Source organism: Pseudoalteromonas undina (genome assembly GCF_000238275.3).
Classification (GTDB): domain Bacteria; phylum Pseudomonadota; class Gammaproteobacteria; order Enterobacterales; family Alteromonadaceae; genus Pseudoalteromonas; species Pseudoalteromonas undina.
The window spans coordinates 847,237-872,101 of the sequence record NZ_AHCF03000003.1 but is presented as its reverse complement, the minus strand read 5'-3'; the positions used below and the strand labels follow the sequence as shown (position 1 = coordinate 872,101).

Below are 24,865 nucleotides of genomic sequence, written 5' to 3'. Positions count from 1 at the left end.
ATTTGCAGAGGTAGTTGTTAGGACTTTAATGAAGGAATTGTATGCGCTTATTAGTTGTTGAAGATGAAGCAAAAACGGGAGATTATTTAAAACAGGGACTAAGTGAAGCTGGTTTTCAGGTTTCTTTGGCGCGCAATGGTCTTGACGGTCATCACCTAGCAATGACCGAATTATTTGATGTAATAATACTTGATGTCATGTTACCTGACGTATCCGGTTGGAAAATTTTACAGTCGCTACGTGAAGCAGATAACAAAACCCCAGTACTATTTTTATCTGCTCGCGATAGCATAGACGATAGAGTAAAGGGGCTCGAACTTGGTGCTGATGACTATTTAATAAAGCCTTTTGCTTTTGCTGAAGTTTTAGCAAGAGTACGCACTCTTATTCGCCGTGGTGCAGTACAAACAGTTGACGATATACTGATCGTTGCTGATTTAGAAATGGATATTCCAAAGCGAAAAATACAACGTGCAGGCAAGCGTATTTTATTGAGTAATAAAGAGTTTAGCTTACTTGAACTATTGTTACGGCGCGAAGGTGAAGTACTGCCACGTTCGTTAATTGCTTCTCAAGTATGGGATATGAATTTTGATAGCGACACCAATGTGATTGATGTTGCCATTCGTAGGCTAAGAGCAAAAGTTGATGATGACTTTACTATTAAATTAATTCATACAGTTCGCGGTATGGGCTATAAATTAGAGGTTGAAACTGATGGCTATTAAGTCACGGCCTTTATCACTTACGATGCGTGTTGTGTTGTTTGTGGCTGTAACCGTTATTGCGTGCTTAACTTTAGTTGCCACCTTAATAAATAGTTCGATAAAACATCATTTTTTCCAGCAAGATAGTAGTGAACTGCATGTTATTAATCAATCTATTGAATTAGTTTTAAGACAACACTATAAATCAAACCTGAAATTTAAAAATGAATTATCTAACGCTGTAGCGGGTCATCACGGTGTTTACTATCAGGTAAATACCGCAAAAGGAGATCTCATTTTTCAAAGCTCTGAACGAGATTTTAGTGATTTTGTAATGAGTGCTAAGGCTTCAACTGGCTTTAACCGTAACAACATTACCTCATGGCAAAATGATACCCACACCTACCGAGCTCTGGTGAGTAATTTAAGTACTGAGCAACAGCAATACAAAATTACTACAGCGATAGACATGAGCTTTCATTTACACTTTCTCAATCAATTTCAACAAAGCCTTTGGGCCATTATGTTTGGCTCAGCGGTACTCATTTCATTGGTGGCTTGGTTTGCTGTACATCAAGGATTAAACCCTTTACGAGGTTTAAGTCAGAAAATACACGATATCCAAACTAATAAAATGGATGTAAGGCTCGATGAAAATAAAGTGCCTATTGAGCTTGTTAATATGGTGCAGTCGTTTAACTCAATGCTCGACAGGCTCCAGGGTGAATTTATTCGCTTATCAAATTTTTCTAGTGATATTGCTCATGAACTACGAACTCCACTAACGAATATAATTACTCAAACACAGGTTGGATTATCTAAAAAAAGGCAGTTGGAAGAGTATCAAGAATTATTATTTTCTAACTTAGAAGAACTCGAGCGATTAACGAAAATGGTTAGTGATATGCTTTGGCTCGCCAAAACTCAAAACGGGCTAATTAAACCAGTTCAAAACACTCTAAAAAGCCATGATGAAATTGAAGTGTTATTTGAGTATTTTGACGCTTTGGCTGAAGACTCATTGATTGCATTTAATAAAAAAGGTCAAAACCTTTGTTTTTATTGTGACAAATTACACTTTCGTCAATTATTATCAAACTTACTATCCAATGCAATTAGGTACGCTCCAAAAGGCTCATCAATCACTGTAAACAGTGAAATGACCACCGCTGAAAAAATATGCATTTCAGTGATTAATACAGGGGAGAGAATACCTTCTGAGCATTTACCTTATTTATTTGACCGCTTTTATCGACCTGATAAGTCGCGGCAACGACACAGTGACGGAGCAGGTTTAGGGCTTGCAATAGTTAAAGCTCTAGCGCAAGCAAACGGTGGAGATATAGAGGTCAGTTCAAATAATCAAACTACCAGCTTTAAAGTTTATTTAAATTTAGTTAAAAGCTAATTATTAAAACCAATAACTCAATGTTTGCTTGTAGCTCTTTGGCGAAGTTCAGCTAAGTGCCATTTGCAGACAGTGGTAACGCCGCGTTAAGTAGTGAGCAACGCTGATACGAAACTTAACCTTGCCACCAGAAACACAAAAACTCAACCAAACCGAAATTACCGCGCGTTGCTAATCTGCCTTAAACGCTTTGTTAGCAGAGCTTTTTTAGCAACCCTTGCTTAATTTCAGACCACTCTGAATCAATAATTGAATAAACAACCGTGTCCCTTACAGAACCATCCTTTAGTATTTGATGGTTGCGTAAAATACCGTCTTGATTTGCACCTAGCCGTTCAATAGCTTTTCGAGAAGCTGTATTGCAAACATGAGTTCGAAACTCTACTGCAATTGCCTCGTACCTCTCAAATAACTGTTTGAGGAGAAGATATTTACACTCTGTATTTATCAGAGTTCCCCTAGCCGAATTTGCATACCAAGTATAACCAATCAAAGCCCGTTTATTTGAATCCTCAACTCCATAGTAACGAGTCGACCCTACTATCTTATTAGTCACTCTGTCTCTCACCGCATAGGCGATATTACCTAGAAGCATCTGAGTGATTGCATCACTGACATAGCAATGCATCTTTTCTGGGCTTGGTACATTAGCGAACCATAGCTTCCAATGCTCTCCGTCTTTAACTGCCTCAATCAATGCCGGAACATGATCTAAAGTAAGAGGTTCAAGAGCAACATATTGACCTTCAATTAAGCTTTTTTCTGTCCACATAAGCCTCAATTTCCTTTTGCCAGCTAACGCCTTGCTAAGCGGAAAATAATGGTTGGCTATAATCGCGAAGCGATGGCCAACTGTTATTTTTCCGTTTAAGCAACTTGTTATGCATTGTTATTATTCTTCCAACTATTTGGTATATCTATTACTTCTAAGTGGTCACATAAATCTGGAATATGTAAATAATAAGGTAAATTGTTTTCTTGGGGACCATTTGGCCAAGAAAAGCGTAATTCTGTTTGCCACTCAAACGAGTTTTTATCCTTAATAAATTTGTATTCAGTTAAATCTACAACTGATAGGTCAGGAGGCATGTCAACATATTCAACCCAATCAAATATGGCTCTCCCTCCAAGCAAGCGCTGGTCATAATAATCAGCAAACTGAATTGCTTTCACAAAAGCGGCTATATCTTTGATCTTTATTATTGAGTCATAACCTTCGACTTCATGCCATTTTTTATATAAGTTTTCATTTATACTACTCGACATGCAGTAAATAAAACGATTTGCCCTCCGTGTAGTAAAGTTTTCTATAGTAATACGATTCCCGCACTTCAAGTCAGCAACTCCTAGCGATCTAAGGTTATTAACTATCAAACTAGTTATCGGATCGTTGACATTTTCTACAAAGGCAGAAATTCCTTTAATTTCCATCTCTAAAGGATCACCAACACCACCTGTATTCTCTTGTCCTGAAAATGAGAGAAGGCTGTCAATCTTAATTGTTTTGTCTTCCAGCCAATATCGAAGATCTTCTTTGTGTAAAAATTTGTAAGCCGGAATATTACTTAGACGCCCCCCGTTCAGCTTTGTCTTTGCTAAAGGGCCTAAACCAAAACCTTCGAGTTGATTCATAGTAACTTTTCCTTGATGCATAACAATTTAATAGTGCGCTCATCGCGCATATTTCTGCCGACTTAACGCTCATTTATCTATTTTATATAGTTTTAACAAATTACCTAAGGTATTACTATCACTAAGTTTTCTCAAAATTTAAAGTAAAGTTAAATAGAACAATATGCGCGCGTCGCTCATTTTCGTGAATATATGCGCAAAGCAGAGTTTGATCACCCAATTGACTTTTATATTATTCAATATCAATGACAGGTTTTCGCTCAAAGCAGTCTTGAAAAAGTAAGTATTTTCGTTCTACGTTCATTATATTTTGGCTGGCCGACCATTGCCGTAGACACGCACATATTCCGTGTATCGAACCGTACTAAACTTGCTATGGGTAAAGACGTGGTTGCGGTTGAGCAAAAGCTCGAAAAAGTTATCCCCAAAGAATTTAAAGTAGACGTGCACCACTGGCTCATTTTACATGGCCGCTACGTGTGTACTGCACGAAAGCCCAAATGTGGCAGCTGTATTATTGAAGATTTATGTGAGTTTAAAGATAAGACTGAATAGCTCCCACCTGTTAAGGTACGAAAGCGGACGTTAGATTTGGCTTACCCAGTGTCAAGTTGCGACATAGCTGGCTTAAGTTGTGTCGATTTCCCCCCAAAAAAGAACTGATAGGTAGCAAACTGATCTTTTAAATAAATTAACCACAAGATGTGCCTAGTAAACTTATAACGATTCACTCACTTCTTTTAGCAGCTAAGTGTGCTCGTTGAATGGCTCAGGGGTTATGCTGGCGTAGTAACTGTCTTCAGTAAATTAATGTTACATCTATATTCTTGCAGGGGGTTATGAAGCAACCCCACTCTTGAACGATAAAAAAGCTAAATGTGCTGCCTTACCTGAACTGTAATTATCTAGATGACTCATCTTGTAACCTGCGTACAATAAACCTTCAAAAAAATAAAAAATCCAATCAACACAGAAGTGCTTACTTAATAACCCCTCATCTTTCGCAAGTTTTATCAATTCTCGTATCTCGTTATCTTGCTGTTGCATACGAACTTGAAGCTTTTCACTTTTCTGAAACATCTTCTCGAACTTTTGCAAAAAAGCGAATTCCTCGTATAACGGCAAAGTATTTTCGAATACAAGCCTAATAGCATCCAATGAGTCTTTAGCTTTATTTTCAACGGACATATTTACTTCGTCAAAGCGGTCTAAACAATATAACGCAATCTCTTCTTGAAGCGCTTCCTTATGCTTAAATTGGCGGTACACCGTTGCTCTACCAACTTCAGCCCTTTTAGCCACGTCAACTAGCGTTGAATCCTCATTTTGAATAAACAGTTTTAACCCCGATTGAATAATTTTTTTTCTCGAATTATTTGTTCTTGCATCCATTTTATGAGACAGCCTTGTATCATCTATTAAGTTCCATTATGATACAGCAATGTCTCAAAAGTTAAAAATGAATTCTGTGGAGCAAGAGAGTGAATAGACTAATCGGTATTGACTTTGCAAGAGCGTTAGCGCTCTTTGGTATGGTTATTGTCAACTTTAAGTTAGCCATGAACGCCGATATTGGCACACCACAATTAATAGAGTTTGCGGCTCTATTCGAAGGTCGGGCTTCGGCTTTGTTTGTTATATTAGCGGGTATAGGTATTGCGTTTTTAACTAAAAAATGTGTTACCAGTGGATCACTTGAACACATCAAGCAAGTAAGAACCTCTTTGATAAAAAGGTCTGTTTTACTACTTTTGATTGGCTTGGCTTTTACACCTATTTGGGAAGCCGACATCTTGAAATTCTATGCATTCTATTTTTTGATAGCTGCATTATTATTTACTCTTAGCAGCAAGAAACTGCTCAGTGCATCTATCGGTTTTGTTTTTGCATTTCCATTAATGTGGCTATTCTTTGATTACGAAAAAGGATGGGATTGGCTTGAGCTTAGTTATTCTGGTTTTTGGACAACTGAAGGAGTGATTAGACACCTTTTCTTTAATGGTTATCACCCAGTTTTACCATGGTGTGGTTTCTTGCTATTTGGCATATGGTTGGGTAAACAAGATTTATCCAATACTAATGTAAGGAAGTCTTTGTTTACATGGTCTTTAAGTATTTTACTTATTGTAGAAGCAAGCTTCTATATGCTGAGAATGTGGGCAGGAGATGACCCGTCTATTGGCATGTCAAAAGATGAAATTGAGTTTTTGTTAACCACGTCAATAATACCGCCGTTGCCACAATATATGTTTTCAGCTGCAAGCTCTGCCGTTCTTGTTTTGCTGGTTTCTCTAAAACTAGCAAGTGTATTTCCTACCAACCGGTTAATTGAGTGGCTAAGCAAAACTGGGCAGTTAACGTTAACTCTGTATGTAGCACATGTCATTATTGGCATGGGAATTCTTGAGGCAACTGGCTTACTCGTTAATCAAACCATAGACTTGTCAATATTTTCCGCATTGGTTTTTTGCATAATTAGCATAATTTTCAGTGTGTTTTGGCTCAAGTATTTTAAACACGGGCCTTTAGAATGGATTTTTAAAAAATGCACTTAGTAGGCCAAAACATTGTTTTAAAAAACTAAAACTATTGAGACTGTTAGCTGTTTAATTAGAGTAAATAATGCTATGTCGATAGTAACAGTCAGGAAGTTAATAAAAGCCTCCTATAGGTATTACCTTTTGCATCTACTTTTATTATCTTTCGGCTGGCCGACTCAAACCTTACTAAGTTTGCAATGTGTAAGAACGTTGTTGAAGTAGAAAAGAAGCTCGAAAAACTAGTGCCCAAAAAGTTCAAAGTCGATGTACTCCACTGGCTCATTTTACATGGTCGCTATACCTGTGTAGCCCGAAAACCTAAGTGTGGTAGCTGTATTATTAAAGACTTGTGTGAGTTTAAAGGTAAAACTGAATAACTATATGGCGAGTGCTCTTCGATCAACACGTACAATTTCCTAATGCAGGTGCCTAACTTGGCACCTTGCACTTTCTTATACTGCAAATTAATTAAATAAACGCTTATATCTGCACCCGTACTAAAAGCAGTTATAGGCACATTTTTAAAGTATTAATTTCACAAGTATCATTCCTTTAGTTATGCTACTGAGCATAAATAAAATTATAGTGCGGACCATCTATGTTACCCTTACTTCGTATATTGTTAATTGAGCAAGACCCCAGCATCTTAAAAGAGCTTTCAACGAATTTGTCAAAAACAATTGCTAATTTTGAGCGAAGCGATATTCATATTGATATTATCGAACGTCTTGAACTTAAAGAAGCGCTTGAGTGTGTTGAAGAAGATGGCGATATTCAAGCTGTTGTACTTAGTTGGGATGTGCAAAATAAAGTAGGCGAGAAAATGTATAGCCGCTTTATCGAGCAACTAAAGAGGATCCGCCTTGAGTTGCCCGTTTATGTTATTGGCGATGATACAAAAGGGCTAGAAATCGTTAATGAGTCGGAGGAGATTGAGTCTTTCTTCTTTAAAGATGAAGTAATCTCAGACCCTGAAGCAATTTTAGGTTATATGATTAACGATTTCGATGATCGCTCAGAAACCCCATTTTGGACGGCGTATCGCCGGTATGTTGGCGAGTCGAATGATTCATGGCACACTCCAGGACATAGTGGCGGTTCTAGCTTTAGAAATTCTCCTTATATTAAAGATTTTTATCAGTTTTATGGCCGTAATGTCTTCGTAGGTGACTTGTCGGTGTCAGTCGATTCGTTAGGCTCATTATCAGATAGCACCAATACCATTGGCCGTGCCCAAGAGTCAGCTGCGGCAACGTTTGAAGTGAAACATACCTATTTTGTTACCAACGGGTCATCTACCTCAAATAAAATCATCTTGCAGACACTGCTTCGCAAGGGCGATAAAGTGATTATTGACCGTAATTGCCATAAATCTGTGCACTATGGCATTTTGCAATCAGCCAGTTTACCCATTTATTTGTCGAGTATTTTAAATCCTAAATATGGGATTTTTGCGCCACCGTCATTGGCTGATATAAAACAAGCAATAGAACAAAATACCGATGCAAAATTACTGGTTCTCACCGGTTGTACTTACGATGGCCTACTGAGCGACCTCAAACAGGTAGTTGAATTTGCTCATCAGCATGGTATTAAGGTGTTTATCGACGAAGCGTGGTTTGCTTACTCGCTGTTTCATCCAAGCTTACGTTACTATTCCGCCATTCATGCTGGCGCTGATTATGTTACTCATTCAGCGCATAAAGTGGTATCGGCGTTTTCTCAGGCGTCTTATATTCATGTTAACGATCCTGATTTCGATGCTGATTTCTTTCGCGAGATTTACAGTATTTATGCCAGTACATCGCCGAAATATCAGCTTATCGCGTCGCTTGATGTGTGCCAAAAGCAATTGGAGATGGAAGGCTATAAGTTACTCAATGCTTTGTTGAACCATGTGGAAGAATTTAAACAACAGATGGCTTCACTCAAACAAATTAAAGTGCTTGGTAAACAAGATTTTATGGAAATATTTCCACACTTTAGTGGTGATAACATGGGTCACGATCCGCTAAAAATTCTCATCGATATTAGCGAATTACCCTATTCATTAAAAGATATTCATAAATACCTTCTCGATGAAATTGGCCTAGAAATAGAAAAATACACCCACAGTACCATTTTGGTGTTACTGACTCTTGGCGGCACGCGTTCGAAGATCATTCGTTTATACAATGCGTTGAAAAAACTCGATAGTGGCAAGGTAAAACTAGCCACATCGACGCGACGTTCTCGCTTACCGGAAAACCTACCAGCTATAGACTTAGCCTGTATTCCAAGCGAAGCTTTTTATGGCGAGCGCGAATCTGTGCCTATCGGTAAAAGTAACAACCGTATTTGTGCCGGTTTAGTTACGCCCTATCCGCCAGGCATTCCGCTTTTGGTTCCGGGGCAACATATTACACAAGAGCATGTAGACTATCTTAAGGAGCTTGCAGGACAAGGATTAACAATTCAAGGCAGTTTTGATGGCGAAATCTATGTTCTTAAGGGCAAAGCTAATAAGTAAAAAGTATATTTTAATAGAGTTGAACTCCTTATAACTAAACAGCAATATCACATGATATTGCTGTTTAGTAGAATAAAGAGCTGATCCTCACACTCCAAAAATAAATGAGGCCAGAATGCAATGATACAATTGAAGAACAAAAAGGCGCTCACGCTTCTGCGCGTTGCAGCTCTCATTGTTACTCTTACTAGCATATACATTTTTGCCCCTTGGCAGTTTGCTTTATATTACTTTCACCCACTGCCCGCTAACGTTCAAGCACAAACACAAGAGGCTATTGAACAAGGAATTGATGGCATTATTGTTTACATTCATAAACAAGGACAGCAACCTGAATATTTTGCAAATGGTTGGCATGATCGAGAGCAAAAAATACCCGCATACCCTAATGCACTTTTTAAAATTGGCAGCATTCGAAAGTTATATGATGCAGCAGCTTTAACCAAACTTTCAGCCGCTGGACGTATTGATATAGATAAAACACTGGCTGATTATCTTCCATCATTAATTGGGCGCATTGAAAACGCAGATAAGATTACATTACGAATGATGGTAAAACACAAAAGTGGCATACCCAATTACACAGACACCGATAATTTTGATTGGTCAATCACCTACCCTGATCCACTTGCATTAGTGCTCGATGAACCCGCTGATTTTAGCCCTGATGCTGATTATGGCTATTCTAATACCAATTATTTGTTGCTGCGAAAAATTATGTCTAACGTACTGGGTTATGATCATAACCAATATATTAAAGATGAAATTTTAACGCCACTGGGCCTAACGAACACGTTTTCATCAGTGCATGAAATAAATTTAGTAGATTTGATGAGTGGTTACTACGTAGGTTATGAGAATGATTTTAAAGCACTCGATCAAGGCTATGTGGCTACCGCACAAGATATAGGCGACTTTCTTATTGCTTTAAACAAAGGCGCTTTTTTCGACGAACAAGAGCAAGCTTTGTATACATCGCTTTATAAGTATGAACACACGGGTTGGGTATTAGGGTATTCAAGCATTGCTCGTTATTATAAAGATATCGATACAGTCGTTGTACAGTTTATAAATACTAATGGCGATGATACTGTGATGCTCACAGAAATAATTTATAATCGGATTATTGATATTTTAACAGCGCAGCAGTAGTCGTTATAAAATGGCTGCGTTATCAAAATTTATGTGAATTTTAAGAGGGTTTAAATGCGTTTACTACACACCATGTTACGGGTTGCTGATCTAGATAAATCAATTGCGTTTTATACTCAAGTGCTCGGTATGAAAGAGTTACGCCGTGCTGATAACGAAGAGTACCGCTACACCCTCGCCTTTGTAGGATACGGTGATGAAACTGACACGACAGTACTTGAACTAACCTATAACTGGGATACCGACAGCTACGATTTAGGTAATGCCTATGGCCATATCGCTATTGAGTTTGATGATATTTATAAAGCCTGTGAAGATATTAAGGGCGCTGGCGGTAACGTTAGCCGTGAACCAGGACCAGTAAAGGGTGGTACAACAGAAATTGCGTTTGTAAAAGATCCAGATGGCTACTCAATTGAACTTATTCAGAAAAAAGAGAACATGAATAAATTTTAGTAAATTTATTTAATAGGTTTACTAACCCCTTTTTAATTATCTAAGCTCAACTCTGATACGATATTAAAAAAGGTGCTGTATGCACCTTTTTATCGTAACTGACTGTCTTTACTGCCACGCCGATTAAGCCCTTTTGAAAGCCCGCCTTTACCTTCTAGGTCAGCTTGGCAGCTTACACAATACTTAACCCCAGGTACCGCAAGTCTTCGTGCCTGTGGTATTGGTTCATCACATTCTTCACATAGCTCGGCACTGGCTCCAGAAACTAAATTACTTCTAGCATACTGCACAGCGTCATTAACGCTGGCGTCGATTTGATCTTGAATTGCACCATCGCGTGCCCATCCACTTGCCATATAACCTCCTATTTATTTGGACGTTTATATGTACCCTAACATAGGCGAAGTATATTTAAGCTGAATATAAAGAAAGGAAAGAAACTAATAATATATAGGAGTTATTATATTAAAATTTTTAATTTTGAGATTTTAACTTCACTGGATAGTTTTGAAGTAGTGATGGAAATGCAGGTAAACTGATTTTAGATACTTTTTATTAAAAGCTATATTACTAATGAATAGTAGGTGGCATACCAAGAGATTTTTCACTCTTTATTATTTTGCGGATAGAGAGTGCTGCAGTCATACTGCTTTGTAGATTACTTAAAATAAGTAAGTGGCGTCCCCAAGGGGATTCGAACCCCTGTTACCGCCGTGAAAGGGCGGTGTCCTAGGCCTCTAGACGATGGGGACGCAGAAATTGGTTTGCAAATCACTGATTTGCTATTTCTGCGTAAGATGAGCCGAGCCTGTGAGGCGAATGGCATTATCTTCTCAGAAACATTTTCTGTGTCACTAGGACAACTGAATGGTTTGACTCGTTTCAGGCGAGTTGCTTAATAACACTGCACTTCCCTATTTAAAATAAGTAAGTGGCGTCCCCAAGGGGATTCGAACCCCTGTTACCGCCGTGAAAGGGCGGTGTCCTAGGCCTCTAGACGATGGGGACACTAAAAAGTGTCACTAGGACAACTGAAAGTTTAGACTCGTTTCAGGTGAGTTGCTTAATAACACTGCACTTCCCTATTTAAAATAAGTAAGTGGCGTCCCCAAGGGGATTCGAACCCCTGTTACCGCCGTGAAAGGGCGGTGTCCTAGGCCTCTAGACGATGGGGACACAGAATATGTGTCACTAGGACAACTGAATAGTTTAGACTCGATTCAGACGAGCTTTAATAACACTACCCTACTGTATAATAGTAAGTGGCGTCCCCAAGGGGATTCGAACCCCTGTTACCGCCGTGAAAGGGCGGTGTCCTAGGCCTCTAGACGATGGGGACACTAAAAAGTGTCACTAGGACAACTGAAAGTTTAGACTCGATTCAGACGAGCTTTAATAACACTACCCTACTATATAATAGTAAGTGGCGTCCCCAAGGGGATTCGAACCCCTGTTACCGCCGTGAAAGGGCGGTGTCCTAGGCCTCTAGACGATGGGGACACTAAAAAAGTGTCACTAGGACAACTGAAAGTTTAGACTCGATTCAGACGAGCTTTAATAACACTACCCTACTATATAATAGTAAGTGGCGTCCCCAAGGGGATTCGAACCCCTGTTACCGCCGTGAAAGGGCGGTGTCCTAGGCCTCTAGACGATGGGGACACTAAAAAGTGTCACTAGGACGATTGATTAGTTTAACTCACATCCTGAGCTCTTAAGGTAATGGCGTATAGTACAAATAAAGACTCGAGCTTTATGTGTTACGCTATTTTCTCGGTAAAACCGCCTTTAACTAAAAAGTTAAGTGGCGTCCCCAAGGGGATTCGAACCCCTGTTACCGCCGTGAAAGGGCGGTGTCCTAGGCCTCTAGACGATGGGGACACAGAAAACTGTTACCCTAGGACAAACACTAAAAATTGGTGGAGCTATGCGGGATCGAACCGCAGACCTCTTCGCTGCCAGCGAAGCGCTCTCCCAGCTGAGCTATAGCCCCAACTTATTCAATACGCTCGGTGATAACCACGTCGTGTATCGCTTAGTGCGGGGCGCATTCTATGCACCCCCCAAAATAAAGTCAACAGTTTTTTGTGCGACATTATTTAAATGGTTTAATTTTCAACAAACTGGCTATCATACATGCTAAAAAGTAGATTTTCATACTATTTAGTAACCATGAGCTACGTTAAGTGTGCCACATTTAAGTTTGAGTTGAGCATAACGACCCTGTAATACTAAAAGCACCTATTCACATCGGACTCAAAAGGTATACATTTATATGCAAATTGAGTTATCACTGCTTTTCTCCTAAAACGGGCCTACTTCCATCATAATCTAGCTGGATTTTATTAAATGCTAATTGTAAAGCTTAGCTATGCTAAGCGATAAACAACTTGCTAATTTGAGTGGTTTAAACAATTGAATAACATAGGCAGGATGATCTGAACTAGAAAGCTTTACTTTGATTTCTTGGTTGCAACCCTGACTCGGCAAATCAATTACCACTAAATTGAATTAATTTTCATCCTTAAAAAGCAACAGAACTCGCTCTAGTGAATATAAATATAGTTATTTTAACCCCTAGCCAAAGCTGCTTATTGTTCGTTTTATGTTACCTTGTTGATAAAGTGAACACTATTTGCATTGCATTGATTATAAAAGCTTCATTCAGCACATTTTTATCATTCAAGTGTTGACACATTTACAAGTCTATCTATAATAGCGCCCCACAACAACGCAGCAATGTGGTGTTGTTTAGATGCGGGTGATTAGCTCAGTTGGGAGAGCATCGCCCTTACAAGGCGAGGGTCACTGGTTCAAGTCCAGTATCACCCACCACATTTTAATGTGTCGTATCTAAGTTCTGTAGGGGTTTATTAACCCAATCAGAAAAAGAGAGCATTATTTTACTTACAAGTAATTGCTATGTTCACTGGTTAAAGTCCAGTACTATTTTCATAATAGTTTGGTTTGATTTATATGTGGGTGATTAGCTCAGTTGGGAGAGCATCGCCCTTACAAGGCGAGGGTCACTGGTTCAAGTCCAGTATCACCCACCACATATAAAAACTGTTATTATATAAGTAGCTATTTGTTTAAATTTGTAATATGGGTCGTTAGCTCAGTTACAAGAAATGAGAGCATTACCGCTATTTACAAGTAACGGCGAAGTTCACTGGTTAAAGTCCAGTACTATTGATTTTAATAGTAGCGTTTTAATTTATATGTGGGTGATTAGCTCAGTTGGGAGAGCATCGCCCTTACAAGGCGAGGGTCACTGGTTCAAGTCCAGTATCACCCACCACATATAAAATCTATTATTATGTTAATAGTCATGTGTAAATTTGTAATATGGGTCGTTAGCTCAGTTACAAGAAATGAGAGCATCACCGCTATTTACAAGTAACGGCGAGGTTCACTGGTTAAACTCCAGTACTGTTTATTTTAATAGTAGCGTTTTAATTTATATGTGGGTGATTAGCTCAGTTGGGAGAGCATCGCCCTTACAAGGCGAGGGTCACTGGTTCAAGTCCAGTATCACCCACCACATATAAAATCTATTATTATGTTAATAGTCATATGTAAATTTGTAATATGGGTCGTTAGCTCAGTTGGGAGAGCATCGCCCTTACAAGGCGAGGGTCACTGGTTCAAGTCCAGTACGACCCACCATTCTTTGAATGGTGCATATTACAAGATGTCTAAATGGGTGATTAGCTCAGTTAGAAAAAGAGAGCATCACCGCTATTTACAAGTAACGGCGAAGTTCACTGGTTAAAGTCCAGTACTATTTATTTTAATAGTAGCGTTTTAATTTATATGTGGGTGATTAGCTCAGTTGGGAGAGCATCGCCCTTACAAGGCGAGGGTCACTGGTTCAAGTCCAGTATCACCCACCACATATAAATTCTATTATTATGTTAATAGTCATGTGTAAATTTGTAATATGGGTCGTTAGCTCAGTTACAAGAAATGAGAGCATCACCGCTATTTACAAGTAACGGCGAAGTTCACTGGTTAAAGTCCAGTACTATTTATTTTAATAGTAGGTGTAAATTTGTAATATGGGTCGTTAGCTCAGTTGGGAGAGCATCGCCCTTACAAGGCGAGGGTCACTGGTTCAAGTCCAGTACGACCCACCATTCTTTGAATGGTGCATATTACAAAAATCTAAATCCTCCAGTACCACCTTCCATTTTAATATTCATTACCCTCCACTTTTTTAGTTCAAGTTCAGTATTAATTACCATTTAGAAATTCGTTACCAAGTAATTCTTCGGTTTCAAAAAATCAGTATTCCAATCACATACCAAAAATTTATCTTTCGAGTTTTATTATCTCCAAAATCATTTTGTTTAAACTTACTTTATTACGCGTGCTATTCATTTACTTTAAATGGGTTTTTAGCTCTTTTAAGGTAAAAATATAAACCTTTAGAATTAATTTGCTTAATAAGCTCTCATCTTCGAGGCGAATCTTTAAATTACCTTGTAAGCGTCTAAACTGTTGATTATAGTCTGTGTTAAATTCAATTACGCTTAAGCCAATGTCTAAAAATATTTTCAATGAAGCAAAAATACTGATTGTAGAAGAGCAGCCACTTGCTCAAAGCTACATGAAACAGTCGCTCGAAAAAATTGGCTTTGGACATATGCGTTTTGCAGATCATGCTCTAGCGGCAAAAGAACAATGCTTACATGAAGAATTTGACTTGGTAATTTGCTCTTTTAATCTAAGCAAACGCCAAGATGGCTACCAGCTTTATGAAGAATTACGCGCTAAAGCATTAATAAAACACTCTACTGGGTTTATTTTTACATCTGCGGAAACTAGCGGAGAGTTAGTTCACAGTGTATTAGAACTTCAACCCGATGACTTTTTAGTAAAACCCTTCTCTGTACAAGAGTTAAGAGTGCGCATAGAGCGTATTCTCAAACGTAAAAGCGACTTAAAAGCTATATACACTTTAATTGATGACGATAACCAGTCTAAAGCATTGAAACAAATTAATGCCCAACTCGATAAAAGTAATAAATACAGCCCTATTCTACTTAGATTAAAAGGCAATATTTTACTGGCGCTAAAACAAAACCAAGAAGCGAAAGATTTTTTTAAGTCAGTTTTGAATATGCAAAAGTTTGCATGGGCAAAAGTAGGATTGGTAGAAGCCTTAATTGCTAACAATGAGCATATTTTGGCTCAGCGCATGCTTAAAACAATGCTTGAACGTAATGAGACTCGACTTATAGCCTTAGACTTATTGGGGCGTTTAGAAATAAAACTAAACCAATTTGATTTAGCCCAAGACTTTTTAAGCCAAGCGACACATATTGCTCCACGTAATATAGACCGTCAAAAATCACTGAACAGCGTATCGCTCATTAATAGAGATTATGAAACCAGCTACTTAACTCAAAAAGATATTGCCACTTATGCTAAGTACTCTATGCATGATAGCCCAGACATTTATTTAAATGCTGCTCGTGCTGGGATTGATTTTGCATTGACCACAGATCAAACCGACCAAATAAACAGGATCTCTCGTCAAACAAATAAATATATTAATGAGCTAAAAACACAATTCCCAACCAGTAATGCGCAAACTCAAATCGATGTGCTCAATGCACGCCTTTATTATTTAAAAGATGAACATAAAAAAGCGAAACAGCTCATTGAGCAACTTGATGACAGCGATACTCAAATACGTTCAGTAGATGGTGCCCTAGACAAAGCAAAAGCACTGCATGAATTAGGTTTTCACCAAAAGGCGCAAGCGCTATTTAGCCAAATAATTGATCATTGCGAACGTCACCCAAGTAGAAGCGATGCTACTTACTTGCGTTATATACAGCAACAGCAAAGTGAAAGACGTGATATTAAAATGGGGCCGAAAGAGCTCAATAATCATGCTGTTAAGCAGTTTGAGCGCGGCCAATTAAATGTTGCCTTAGAGGCATTCAGCCAAGCATTTAGAGTCATGCCACACAATCCAAGTATTGCGCTTAATTTATTGCAATGTTTAGTGGATAAGTCAAAAAAACATGGTGACTCTTTCAATAGTCTGTTGGCCCAAAAGTGCTTTAAACTATTAAAAAAATCTCCCTTAGCAGAAGAGCAATCAGAGCGGTTCGATAAACTACTTCAGATTGCTAAAGAAATGAAACTAGAGATTAGTTAGAGCCTGTTTGGCATTAATGCTACGTTATCGCCTATTTATGGGGAGTAACCACACCACATAGGCGCTGCCTTGCCTAAACCCCAAACAGACCGCTGCAAATTTAACCTTGAGAGGTCAACAGGCCCTAGAGCTTTTTCATTGCCAGTGCGTTTACACAGTAGCGTAAACCAGTAGGAAGTGGCCCATCAGGGAAAATATGCCCTAAATGCGCATCACACACATTACAAACAACTTCAACTCGCTCCATGCCATGACTATTATCCATGACATAACCAATCGCTTCCTCAGTTGCCGGTTGGGTAAATGAAGGCCAGCCGGTGCCACTATCAAACTTTTCATCTGCATCAAATAGTAAGTTGTCACAACAAACACACACATACTTACCTGGCTCTAACAAGGTACAACTACTCGAACTATTTGGTCGTTCAGTTCCCTTTTTACGGGTCACATAATATTGCTCTTCGTTTAACAGTTCGCGCCATTGCTGATCTGTTTTAACCACTTTTCGAACCGGTGTTGGATTACCATAGTTGGCAAAATTAACAATATCGTTCCACTTCAACATAACAACCTCATTACGTTATTAATTTAACTAGCAATCATTTACTTGTAGTCTGGTACGCCTGTGGCTAATACCACGATCAACGCTATCTAAAGACTATAGTGTGCTTTTCTGTTGCTGTAAGTATACGGCTTACATAGGCATGCAATTGGGCTTGACTGCCAGGAATGCTCACGCTTAATTGTCTGTCATTATTACTGTGCACTATTAGTTCATCGTTTCTTATTTCTATCGACTCAATGTTACTGATGACTAACCAATGCGGGCCATTTTTTTTATCAAACAGCCCTGTTAAACTAAAAACAAATAAGTGCTGCGCATCGCGTTGAATAAAATTACGCAGCGGATTGCGCATTTTAAACAACGGCGTTAATCGGTAACAACACGAACAAAACACCACAACCCACATAACTAAGGCAGCTTTAAACCAAAGGTGTTCCCCTAAAGAAAAAAAGTAGCCACACGCTATAATTACGAGCCCTATTAAAGCGATTACTAATGCTATTTTTTTATTGATACTATGCATAAGCCCTCTTACTTTTTATCAGTTGCTTTTTCTGTCGGCTCGGGCCAATCACTAAAGAAAACGCTTAAGTAACGACTTTTTGCCAAATACCACAACACCCATAATACAATCACCATTTGCACAGCTAAAAACAATGAGAAGCGATAATGGCTATGGGCTGCCTGAATACTTAACCACGACAAATCAATTAATGCACACGCAATCAGCGGCCAACGCATATACCGCCAAATACGCGCCAAGCGCTGCGTAGCTTGATGCGAGTCTCTTGGTCTGCGTAAACAAAATAAAATAGTAGGTACAATCGCTACTGCACCGATCGCTATAGCAATAAAAAAATCATCTTTTGACTTAAAAAACAATGACATTAAATCAAGCTCAGGTCGACGACTCAACGCGGCTATCACCCAAATAAAATAGGCACGCAGTAGCACTAAAATACTCAAGTGGAATGCGAATGGTGTACGATAGCTTCCATATTTATCCCAGTATTCAGGCCCATATCGACTCACAACTGATTTTTCCTATCGGCAATAGTGCCCAAAATAAAAAATGCCACTAATAAGGTAAGCGCTAACCACTTAGTGCCAAAAAACAGTAAAGCTTTAGTTAGCAGTGGGCTTAACCACACCACTAACAAGCCAAAGCCAAACGCAGTTATCAACACAAAACACGCCACCCTAATAATAAAGTGGCGCCTAGCTACGACGCCTTTGGTTAACTTTAAAATGTCATCCGCATACAGCGACACTAAGCACACCATTAAAAGCAGTGATAAATGCGGCAAATAGCCCTGTAACCATTGGCCTAGGTCAATTAACAAGGTATTAAGTATATTTGTAAAACTAGCCATTATGAGTCTCTAACAAAGTAATTAAATCATCCTCTGTCAGTATTTCTATACCAAGCTCTTGCGCTTTGGTGAGCTTAGAGCCGGCTTTTTCGCCCGCCACTAAGGCATCTGTTTTTGCTGAAATACTGCCAGAAACCTTGGCGCCTAATTGTTGTAGGCGCGCTTTTGCATCATTACGATTAAGCGTATTAAGCGTCCCAGTTAGCACATAAGTTAAACCCTCTAGCGGCTGTTCTTGCTCTGATGGCGCTGTTAACTGTGGCCAGTTTACTCCTTGCGCTATTAATTCGTTTACCACTGTCAGGTTATGCTCTTCAGCAAAAAAGCCTCGAACATGCTTCGCCACTATTTCACCTACATCGCTTACTTCTATTAGTTGTTCAATGCTGGCATCAATCACGTTTTCAAGCGTTAAAAAATGATTAGCCAAATTCTGAGCTGTGGCCTCACCGACTTCACGAATACCCAGTGAATATAAAAACTTTGCTAAGGTAGTGGTTTTAGCATCATCAAGCGCCGCAACTAAGTTTTTTGCTGATTTTGGTCCCATTCGTTCAAGTGACTCAAAATGTCCCTGCTTTAAAATAAATAAATCAGCAGGCGTTTTGATCAGCTCTCGGTCAACTAATTGATCAACAATTTTGTCGCCTAAGCCGTCAATATCTAAAGCCTTACGTGAGGCAAAATGTTTAATCGCTTGTTTGCGCTGTGCTTGACATACCAAGCCGCCTGTACAACGTGCAACAGCTTCTCCTTCAACCCGCTCAACGTGCGAGTCACAAATTGGGCACATAGTTGGAAACACAATCGCTTTTGCATCGCTTGGGCGTTGTTCAAGCACTACTTGGGTAATTTGTGGGATCACATCCCCAGCGCGACGAATAATCACAGTGTCGCCCACTTTTACGCCTAAACGGGCAATTTCATCAGCATTATGCAGCGTTGCATTCGATACCGTAACACCACCAACAAATACCGGCTCTAGTCGCGCAACAGGGGTAATAGCCCCAGTACGCCCTACTTGAAACTCTACATCTAGCAAGTGTGTTATTTCTTCTTGCGCCGGAAACTTATAAGCAATAGCCCAGCGCGGTGCACGCGCAACAAAGCCTAGGCGCTCTTGTAGGGCTTTTTTATTTACTTTTATTACCACGCCATCTATTTCATATTTTAGCTCGCTACGGCGCGTTAAAATGTCATTATAATAGGCAAGCGCGGCCTTTGGGCCTTCAACTAGTTTTGTTTCTGGACACAGTGGTAATCCCCAGTCGGTAAGCTTGGCAAGTTGCTGGTAATGATCTTCAGGTAATGTGCCATCGGCGACCAATCCGGTGCTGTAGGCATAAAACATCAGTGGCCGTTTTGCGGTAATTTTTGAGTCGAGCTGGCGTAAACTGCCTGCTGCCGCATTACGTGGGTTTACAAAAACTTTGTCACCGCGCTTTTCTGCTTCGGCATTTAATTTTTCAAAGCCCGCGCTATCCATAAACACTTCACCGCGCACTTCAAGCTCACGCGGGTAATCATCACCGCGTAACTTTAATGGCACATTGCGAATTGTTTTTACATTTTGAGTAATATTTTCGCCAGTAAAACCATCGCCACGAGTCGCTGCTTGCACTAATACCCCATCGCGATAAATAATCGATACCGCTAAGCCATCCAGTTTAGGCTCACAGCAAAATGTAAGCTCTTCAGTGCTCATTAAACGCTCTTTAATACGACGATTAAAACCATTGAATTCGTCTTCACCAAAAGCGTTATCAAGCGACAACATAGGCACTTGGTGTGCTACTTGCTCAAACTTGGCAAGCGCCGCCCCACCTACCTTTTGAGTAGGTGAATCGGCGGTTAAAAACTCAGGGTGCTGGGTTTCTAATTCGCTCAAAGTACGTAATAAGCGATCATATTCGGCATCGGGTATGCTGGGTGTATCAAGCACATAATAACTATAATTGTGTTGCTCAAGCGTGGTACGAAGATGATTAATTTGCTCACTAATGCTGCTTGCCATGTAGACCTCAAAAACATAAAAAAAGCCACTTTGACGAGTGAACGCCCAGTGGCTTACAAAATTTAACTTATGCGTATATTACGCAGAAAATGCGCGAACCTGCTCAACATATTGACGAATACGCTCTACCGTCATTTCGTTTCGCTCAGCATCCAAGATTTCAGCTCCAAATTCATCTGCTAGCTTCTTAGCGGCGCTGTGTAGCATATTAAACGCAGCAAGGCCATCGCCATCACATGGTAGAGTCATAAATAAGCTCACGCCTGCGGTACTAAACTGTTCCATATTATCAATATCGAACGTGCCAGGGTTATACATATTTACCAGTCTAAATAACACCGGCCCTTGGCCTGCAGGGTCTAGATGGCGATTAAAAAAGCCTTCTTCTGAATATTTAAAACCTAGCGTGTTAACTGCTGGCAGTAATTTACTGCCTTGCATGGTCAGTCCTTCTGGCATTTGAATATGCACAATCACAAAGTCTGAAACATCTTTAGGGGCGTCTTGTTGCGTATCAACAGCCTCTTCGGTTACGACTTCAAGGTCATCTTCAATAGCTGTATCAGCTGGGCTAGCATCTATTTGTGGCTCATCAGCGCTGAAGTTTAACTCACTCATTTGTGGCTCTTCTCGTTGCGCTAACGTTGGCTCTTGTGGCTCAGTATGCACAGATGAAGGCTGCTGTTCTTGAACAGGTTCAACTCGCTCGCTTGCAGGGAGTTCAGCATTCTCTTTTTTTCTTACTGACCATAAACCGTGTATTAATAAGCCACCAATGACAAACACACTGATCACAATTAAAACCCATCTTAATTCTTCGGCCATCCCCTCACCTTTTATTATTAATATGCCTAACTGCCATCATTTTACCCAAAACAACTAGCAAATGACTATAAAATTATGCATGTGCAAGTTGCACCGCTTGTTCAATATCTACAGCAACCATGCGCGACACGCCTGGCTCTGCCATGGTTACACCCGTTAATCTACCCGCCATTTCCATTGCAATTTTATTATGGCTTATATAAATAAACTGCACAGATTGTGACATTTCTTCAACCAATCGGCAAAAACGAACCACGTTGGCATCATCCAATGGGGCATCTACCTCGTCCAGCATACAGAATGGAGCTGGATTGAGCCTGAATATAGAAAACACCAATGATAATGCGCTCAGCGCTTTTTCTCCACCACTTAACAAATGAATTGTCGAATTTTTTTTACCCGGAGGTCTTGCCATTATACTAACACCACTTTCGAGTAAATCGTCACTGGTTAATTCTAAGTAAGCACTGCCGCCGCCAAATACTTTTGGAAAAAGCTGACCAAAATCGTGATTCACTTGATCAAAGGTAGACTTAAAGCGCGTTTTAGTTTCACGATCTATTTTATGAATAGCGCCTTCTAAAGCTGTCAATGCCTGGGTTAAATCATCCAGCTGATTATTTAAATAATCACTTCTTTGCTTAGCTTGTTCAAATTCATCAATGGCTGCAAGGTTAACGGCTCCTAATTGCTCTAGCTGATTACTGACTCCAGCAAGTTGATTTTGCGCTGCGTTTAATGACAACTCTGCAGGAAGCTCTGCTAAAACCTGTTTTAAATTTTGATTAAGCTCGCTAAGTGGCTCAAGTACCGCTTGCGCTTTTATTAATAGGCTTTGCTCTTCAATGCTCAGCTTCTGGTGTTGCTCTTGTAATGCCACCAGCTCAGTTTGTGACGTTTTTAAACTCGCTTGTTTGGTTTGTAATTCTTGTTTTGCTTGAGCTAACTGCTGTTGAATATCCACAAGGGTTTGTTCGCCTTGTTGGTGCTGTACTAATAATTGTTCAATACTTAGTGCAAGCTCTTGCTCAGGAATAAGTAACGCCTCAATTTGCTCTATTAGCTCTTGCGTTCCTTCTACAGCCATTGTTAATGCTTGTTCGGCATGGTTCAACTTGGTTTGACTGAGCTGCCACTCACTACGCACTTTTTGCTCATTAAGGTCTGCCTGATGTGCTTGCGTTTTATATTGTTCAGCATTATTCAAAACTTGTTTGTAACGTTCATCACTATTTATTCGTGTGCTATCGGCTTGGTTAAGCTCTACAGCTAAGGTCTCTAACTGCTCTGCAAGCTGTTCATTTTTATCAAGCTCTTCGCCCAACAATTCGCTTAACTGCTGCTGTTGTTCTAGCAGTGGCTGACGTTGTTGTTGTAATTTCGTCACCTGTTGCTGATGTTGATCAGCTTGCGCTTTGAGCATATCACCACGCGTTGTTGCTACAGCAAGTTGTTGTGCTAATTGATGAATAGTGTCTTTGCGCTCGTTTTGCTGCTCGGTTATTAATACAGCTTGCGCTTGATGTTCTTCAAGTTTGGAGTGTGCGTCCCTCAATGCCTGTTGTTGTTGCTCAAGTAAGGTTTCTTGCTGCTTGAGCTTTTTGTGCATTAATAATAAGGAATTTTCTGCATTTTTTTCGCCACTGAGATGCCAATTTCGACCATGTAACGCCCCTTGCTTGTCCATCACTGCAATAAAACTGGCATCGTTAAGGTGGTGAGCTTCACCCTCGGCATCATAAGCAATATGGTTTAATAACTCGGGGTAGATACCAGCGCTAATAAAGGCAGCAATACTATTGCTTGCCACAGACTGTGAGGGTATTTGCCACGTGCTATTTTCTGCTTTACCTGGTGAAATATGAATGTGCTCAAGTGATGACAGCGCCTGCTCTACTAAAAACTCATAACCAGGCTGAACAGTTAACTGCTTGAATAAAGTTAAATTTTTATCGCTGTTTTTTTCAAGTCCAAGGGTAGTTTTTAGCCCTGCTATACCGGCTTTTAGTTCATTAACTTGCTGAGATAAATGCTGCCATTGTTGCTGAGCTTCATCAAGCTGTTGCTGCTGTATTGTCTGAGCACTTTGACCTCTACTATGAGCAGTTTGCGCGTTAGCCAGCTGCTCTGTTAGCGTTTGTCTGTGCTGCTGTTGCTGAATTAATTGCTGCTCTATCTCACTGCGTTTTAACTCATCTATTTGCTCATCAAGCTGCGTTAGTTGTTGCTTAACATAACTGATTTTCTGTTCTGTATGTTTTACTGCATTTGCATGCGCTAACTGCTGATTATTTAATTGCTGATAGTCTTCTGTTAACGATTGCCACTGTGATGTGTCGGTATTTTTAATCTCCAGCAGCCGATTAACTTCATCGCTAAGCTCTATAACCTGCTCGCTACACATTAAGTTATGCTCTACAGCCTGTTGCAAATTGTCATCTAACTCTTGGCAAAGACTTTGTTGCTGCGTTTTGACTTCTTCACTTTGGTTTTTTTGTTGCTCTAACTTGGCTAAATTTTGTTTCAGTGACAGCGTTTGTTGCTTAATGCTAATCTGCTGCTGTTCACTGCGAGTCAATTCGGTATGCGTAAGGTGCTGCTGTTGCTGTGCATCATCGAGTTTATCTTGTTGAGCTTGCACTTGAGCATCAAGGCTTGCCAGCACATCATCATGGCCTGAATGCGCCGTTTTAAAGAAGCTGATTTGGTCATCCAGCTTTTTTATTTGCGCACTTTTATCGAGCTGTTGTTGATGCAGTTTTTGCCATTTTAATACCGCTATTTGCCCCTTTAAGGTGCGCTCTTGGGATTTAAGTTCGCGATATTTTTTAGCCTCAACCGATTGTACCGCCAGTTTATCAAGCTGGTTTTGTAACTCTTGACGAACATCAAGCAGTCGCTCTAGGTTTTCTCGGGTGCTTTTTATGCGTGTTTGCGTTTCGCGGCGACGCTCTTTGTATTTAGAGACCCCTGCGGCTTCTTCTAAGAAAACACGTAGCTCTTGCGGTTTGCTCTCTATTAAACGTGAGATCATCCCTTGTTCAATAATAGCGTAGCTTCGCGGCCCAAGGCCCGTGCCTAAAAATATGTCGGTAATATCACGTTTTCGGCATTTACTGCCATTTAGAAAGTACAATGACTGACCATCGCGAGTCACCAAACGCTTAATAGCCACTTGGTTACGATCAGCAAAAGTATTGGGTAACTTACCCTTGGTATTATCAAATATTAATTCAACGGAGGCTTGCGAAATGGGCTTGCGGTTAGTAGAGCCATTAAAAATGACATCGGTCATGGCATCGCCACGTAAATTTTTAGCTGAGCTTTCACCAAGCACCCATCGCACCGCATCAATGACGTTTGATTTGCCACAGCCATTAGGGCCGACAACACACGTCATTTGGTCAGGAAATGGAATTTTAGTGGGCTCTACAAACGATTTAAAGCCCGCTAATTTAATAGTGCTTAAGCGCATTTTATTGTTATTACCGATTTATTATTGTTTTTTA

Annotated in this window: 18 protein-coding genes, 15 tRNA genes and 2 pseudogenes; 16 read left to right on the top strand and 19 right to left on the bottom strand. The window is 39.9% G+C overall.

The window, feature by feature from the left end; genetic code table 11:
- The first annotated feature begins 41 nt into the window (after positions 1 to 41).
- Together PUND_RS07730 and PUND_RS07725 are read left to right on the top strand one after the other, a co-directional pair.
- Entirely contained in the window at positions 42 to 728 is a 687-nt protein-coding gene (locus tag PUND_RS07730) for a heavy metal response regulator transcription factor (protein ID WP_010388408.1), read from the top strand.
- Positions 718 to 2,115: a heavy metal sensor histidine kinase gene (locus PUND_RS07725; protein WP_010388405.1), complete on the top strand. Its 1,398-nt coding sequence runs from the start codon at positions 718 to 720 to the stop codon at positions 2,113 to 2,115. The genes PUND_RS07730 and PUND_RS07725 overlap by 11 nt, the downstream gene beginning before the upstream one ends.
- Before the next feature lie 193 nt (positions 2,116 to 2,308).
- Here PUND_RS07725 and PUND_RS07720 read toward each other — a convergent pair whose 3' ends face one another.
- Both PUND_RS07720 and PUND_RS07715 read right to left on the bottom strand, forming a co-directional pair.
- Positions 2,309 to 2,887, bottom strand: coding sequence for a GNAT family N-acetyltransferase (locus PUND_RS07720; protein WP_010388404.1), 579 nt, complete (start codon positions 2,885 to 2,887; stop codon positions 2,309 to 2,311).
- 107 nt (positions 2,888 to 2,994) lie between these two features.
- The gene (locus PUND_RS07715) at positions 2,995 to 3,747 is read right to left on the bottom strand and encodes a hypothetical protein (RefSeq protein ID WP_010388403.1); all 753 of its coding nucleotides are present in this window, start codon (positions 3,745 to 3,747) and stop codon (positions 2,995 to 2,997) included.
- Positions 3,748 to 4,053: 306 nt separating this feature from the next.
- Between PUND_RS07715 and PUND_RS07710 the strand changes: the two are divergent.
- A pseudogene (locus tag PUND_RS07710) lies at positions 4,054 to 4,302 on the top strand (endonuclease III); the annotation flags it as partial.
- Between the two features lie 282 nt (positions 4,303 to 4,584).
- Here the strand turns inward: PUND_RS07710 and PUND_RS07705 are convergent.
- Positions 4,585 to 5,139, bottom strand: a complete 555-nt coding sequence (locus tag PUND_RS07705) for a TetR/AcrR family transcriptional regulator (RefSeq protein ID WP_010388401.1) — start codon at positions 5,137 to 5,139, stop codon at positions 4,585 to 4,587.
- Between the two features lie 89 nt (positions 5,140 to 5,228).
- Between PUND_RS07705 and PUND_RS07700 the strand changes: the two genes are divergently transcribed.
- From PUND_RS07700 to gloA, 5 genes and pseudogenes are all read left to right on the top strand, one after another.
- Positions 5,229 to 6,302, top strand: a complete 1,074-nt coding sequence (locus tag PUND_RS07700) for a DUF418 domain-containing protein (RefSeq protein WP_010388400.1) — start codon at positions 5,229 to 5,231, stop codon at positions 6,300 to 6,302.
- Positions 6,303 to 6,445: 143 nt separating this feature from the next.
- Positions 6,446 to 6,664, top strand: a pseudogene (locus PUND_RS07695) (endonuclease III); the annotation flags it as partial.
- Between the two features lie 221 nt (positions 6,665 to 6,885).
- Complete coding sequence (locus PUND_RS07690) at positions 6,886 to 8,796, top strand: aminotransferase class V-fold PLP-dependent enzyme (protein WP_010388398.1); 1,911 nt, start codon at positions 6,886 to 6,888, stop codon at positions 8,794 to 8,796.
- A gap of 120 nt (positions 8,797 to 8,916) precedes the next feature.
- Complete coding sequence (locus tag PUND_RS07685) at positions 8,917 to 9,948, top strand: serine hydrolase domain-containing protein (RefSeq protein WP_010388397.1); 1,032 nt, start codon at positions 8,917 to 8,919, stop codon at positions 9,946 to 9,948.
- Positions 9,949 to 10,002: 54 nt separating this feature from the next.
- Positions 10,003 to 10,404, top strand: a complete 402-nt coding sequence (gene gloA / locus PUND_RS07680) for a lactoylglutathione lyase (RefSeq protein WP_010388396.1) — start codon at positions 10,003 to 10,005, stop codon at positions 10,402 to 10,404.
- An 89-nt stretch (positions 10,405 to 10,493) separates the two neighbouring features.
- Here gloA and PUND_RS07675 read toward each other — a convergent pair whose 3' ends face one another.
- The 9 genes from PUND_RS07675 to PUND_RS07635 form a co-directional block, all read right to left on the bottom strand.
- Positions 10,494 to 10,760: a DksA/TraR family C4-type zinc finger protein gene (locus PUND_RS07675; RefSeq protein WP_010388395.1), complete on the bottom strand. Its 267-nt coding sequence runs from the start codon at positions 10,758 to 10,760 to the stop codon at positions 10,494 to 10,496.
- 320 nt (positions 10,761 to 11,080) lie between these two features.
- Positions 11,081 to 11,156: transfer RNA gene (locus tag PUND_RS07670), tRNA-Glu, on the bottom strand.
- Between the two features lie 180 nt (positions 11,157 to 11,336).
- A tRNA-Glu gene (locus tag PUND_RS07665) sits at positions 11,337 to 11,412 on the bottom strand.
- A gap of 92 nt (positions 11,413 to 11,504) precedes the next feature.
- Positions 11,505 to 11,580: transfer RNA gene (locus PUND_RS07660), tRNA-Glu, on the bottom strand.
- An 87-nt stretch (positions 11,581 to 11,667) separates the two neighbouring features.
- A tRNA-Glu gene (locus tag PUND_RS07655) sits at positions 11,668 to 11,743 on the bottom strand.
- An 85-nt stretch (positions 11,744 to 11,828) separates the two neighbouring features.
- Positions 11,829 to 11,904, bottom strand: a tRNA-Glu gene (locus PUND_RS07650).
- Positions 11,905 to 11,990: 86 nt separating this feature from the next.
- Positions 11,991 to 12,066 (bottom strand) — tRNA-Glu (locus PUND_RS07645).
- A 143-nt stretch (positions 12,067 to 12,209) separates the two neighbouring features.
- Positions 12,210 to 12,285: transfer RNA gene (locus PUND_RS07640), tRNA-Glu, on the bottom strand.
- A gap of 36 nt (positions 12,286 to 12,321) precedes the next feature.
- Positions 12,322 to 12,397, bottom strand: a tRNA-Ala gene (locus PUND_RS07635).
- Between the two features lie 766 nt (positions 12,398 to 13,163).
- On the opposite strand from PUND_RS07635, the gene PUND_RS07630 reads away from it, so the two are divergent.
- The 8 genes from PUND_RS07630 to PUND_RS07595 all read left to right on the top strand — a co-directional run bounded on the left by PUND_RS07630 (position 13,164) and on the right by PUND_RS07595 (position 16,579).
- A tRNA-Val gene (locus PUND_RS07630) sits at positions 13,164 to 13,239 on the top strand.
- A gap of 145 nt (positions 13,240 to 13,384) precedes the next feature.
- Positions 13,385 to 13,460, top strand: a tRNA-Val gene (locus PUND_RS07625).
- Positions 13,461 to 13,629: 169 nt separating this feature from the next.
- Positions 13,630 to 13,705: transfer RNA gene (locus tag PUND_RS07620), tRNA-Val, on the top strand.
- 167 nt (positions 13,706 to 13,872) lie between these two features.
- A tRNA-Val gene (locus tag PUND_RS07615) sits at positions 13,873 to 13,948 on the top strand.
- Between the two features lie 49 nt (positions 13,949 to 13,997).
- Positions 13,998 to 14,073 (top strand) — tRNA-Val (locus tag PUND_RS07610).
- Between the two features lie 151 nt (positions 14,074 to 14,224).
- Positions 14,225 to 14,300, top strand: a tRNA-Val gene (locus tag PUND_RS07605).
- 167 nt (positions 14,301 to 14,467) lie between these two features.
- A tRNA-Val gene (locus PUND_RS07600) sits at positions 14,468 to 14,543 on the top strand.
- A 404-nt stretch (positions 14,544 to 14,947) separates the two neighbouring features.
- On the top strand, positions 14,948 to 16,579 hold the full coding sequence (locus tag PUND_RS07595; RefSeq protein ID WP_021033161.1) for a response regulator: 1,632 nt from the start codon (positions 14,948 to 14,950) through the stop codon (positions 16,577 to 16,579).
- Between the two features lie 124 nt (positions 16,580 to 16,703).
- Here the strand turns inward: PUND_RS07595 and msrB are convergent, their stop codons facing one another.
- The 7 genes from msrB to PUND_RS07560 all read right to left on the bottom strand — a co-directional run bounded on the left by msrB (position 16,704) and on the right by PUND_RS07560 (position 24,831).
- Positions 16,704 to 17,144: a peptide-methionine (R)-S-oxide reductase MsrB gene (gene msrB, locus PUND_RS07590; protein ID WP_010388391.1), complete on the bottom strand. Its 441-nt coding sequence runs from the start codon at positions 17,142 to 17,144 to the stop codon at positions 16,704 to 16,706.
- A gap of 82 nt (positions 17,145 to 17,226) precedes the next feature.
- On the bottom strand, positions 17,227 to 17,667 hold the full coding sequence (locus PUND_RS07585; RefSeq protein WP_010388390.1) for a hypothetical protein: 441 nt from the start codon (positions 17,665 to 17,667) through the stop codon (positions 17,227 to 17,229).
- An 8-nt stretch (positions 17,668 to 17,675) separates the two neighbouring features.
- Positions 17,676 to 18,176: a DUF2919 domain-containing protein gene (locus PUND_RS07580; RefSeq protein ID WP_010388389.1), complete on the bottom strand. Its 501-nt coding sequence runs from the start codon at positions 18,174 to 18,176 to the stop codon at positions 17,676 to 17,678.
- Complete coding sequence (locus PUND_RS07575; protein ID WP_008115215.1) at positions 18,173 to 18,517, bottom strand: DUF3392 family protein; 345 nt, start codon at positions 18,515 to 18,517, stop codon at positions 18,173 to 18,175. The genes PUND_RS07580 and PUND_RS07575 overlap by 4 nt, the downstream gene beginning before the upstream one ends.
- Entirely contained in the window at positions 18,510 to 20,531 is a 2,022-nt protein-coding gene (gene ligA, locus PUND_RS07570) for an NAD-dependent DNA ligase LigA (protein ID WP_010388388.1), read from the bottom strand. The genes PUND_RS07575 and ligA overlap by 8 nt, the downstream gene beginning before the upstream one ends.
- 78 nt (positions 20,532 to 20,609) lie before the next feature.
- Positions 20,610 to 21,356, bottom strand: coding sequence for a cell division protein ZipA (zipA, locus tag PUND_RS07565; protein ID WP_010388387.1), 747 nt, complete (start codon positions 21,354 to 21,356; stop codon positions 20,610 to 20,612).
- 73 nt (positions 21,357 to 21,429) lie between these two features.
- Entirely contained in the window at positions 21,430 to 24,831 is a 3,402-nt protein-coding gene (locus PUND_RS07560; protein ID WP_010388386.1) for a chromosome segregation SMC family protein, read from the bottom strand.
- Positions 24,832 to 24,865: the final 34 nt, after the last annotated feature.

What these genes read in the sequence shown, in the direction of transcription:
- PUND_RS07730 (WP_010388408.1), top strand. Translation starts at nt 42, where the DNA reads ATGCGCTTATTAGTTGTTGAAGATGAAGCAAAAACGGGAGATTATTTA.
- PUND_RS07725 (WP_010388405.1), top strand. Translation starts at nt 718, where the DNA reads ATGGCTATTAAGTCACGGCCTTTATCACTTACGATGCGTGTTGTGTTG.
- PUND_RS07720 (WP_010388404.1), bottom strand. Translation starts at nt 2,887, where the DNA reads ATGTGGACAGAAAAAAGCTTAATTGAAGGTCAATATGTTGCTCTTGAA.
- PUND_RS07715 (WP_010388403.1), bottom strand. Translation starts at nt 3,747, where the DNA reads ATGAATCAACTCGAAGGTTTTGGTTTAGGCCCTTTAGCAAAGACAAAG.
- PUND_RS07705 (WP_010388401.1), bottom strand. Translation starts at nt 5,139, where the DNA reads ATGGATGCAAGAACAAATAATTCGAGAAAAAAAATTATTCAATCGGGG.
- PUND_RS07690 (WP_010388398.1), top strand. Translation starts at nt 6,886, where the DNA reads ATGTTACCCTTACTTCGTATATTGTTAATTGAGCAAGACCCCAGCATC.
- PUND_RS07685 (WP_010388397.1), top strand. Translation starts at nt 8,917, where the DNA reads ATGATACAATTGAAGAACAAAAAGGCGCTCACGCTTCTGCGCGTTGCA.
- gloA (WP_010388396.1), top strand. Translation starts at nt 10,003, where the DNA reads ATGCGTTTACTACACACCATGTTACGGGTTGCTGATCTAGATAAATCA.
- PUND_RS07675 (WP_010388395.1), bottom strand. Translation starts at nt 10,760, where the DNA reads ATGGCAAGTGGATGGGCACGCGATGGTGCAATTCAAGATCAAATCGAC.
- PUND_RS07595 (WP_021033161.1), top strand. Translation starts at nt 14,948, where the DNA reads ATGTCTAAAAATATTTTCAATGAAGCAAAAATACTGATTGTAGAAGAG.
- msrB (WP_010388391.1), bottom strand. Translation starts at nt 17,144, where the DNA reads ATGTTGAAGTGGAACGATATTGTTAATTTTGCCAACTATGGTAATCCA.
- PUND_RS07585 (WP_010388390.1), bottom strand. Translation starts at nt 17,667, where the DNA reads ATGCATAGTATCAATAAAAAAATAGCATTAGTAATCGCTTTAATAGGG.
- PUND_RS07575 (WP_008115215.1), bottom strand. Translation starts at nt 18,517, where the DNA reads ATGGCTAGTTTTACAAATATACTTAATACCTTGTTAATTGACCTAGGC.
- ligA (WP_010388388.1), bottom strand. Translation starts at nt 20,531, where the DNA reads ATGGCAAGCAGCATTAGTGAGCAAATTAATCATCTTCGTACCACGCTT.
- zipA (WP_010388387.1), bottom strand. Translation starts at nt 21,356, where the DNA reads ATGGCCGAAGAATTAAGATGGGTTTTAATTGTGATCAGTGTGTTTGTC.
- PUND_RS07560 (WP_010388386.1), bottom strand. Translation starts at nt 24,831, where the DNA reads ATGCGCTTAAGCACTATTAAATTAGCGGGCTTTAAATCGTTTGTAGAG.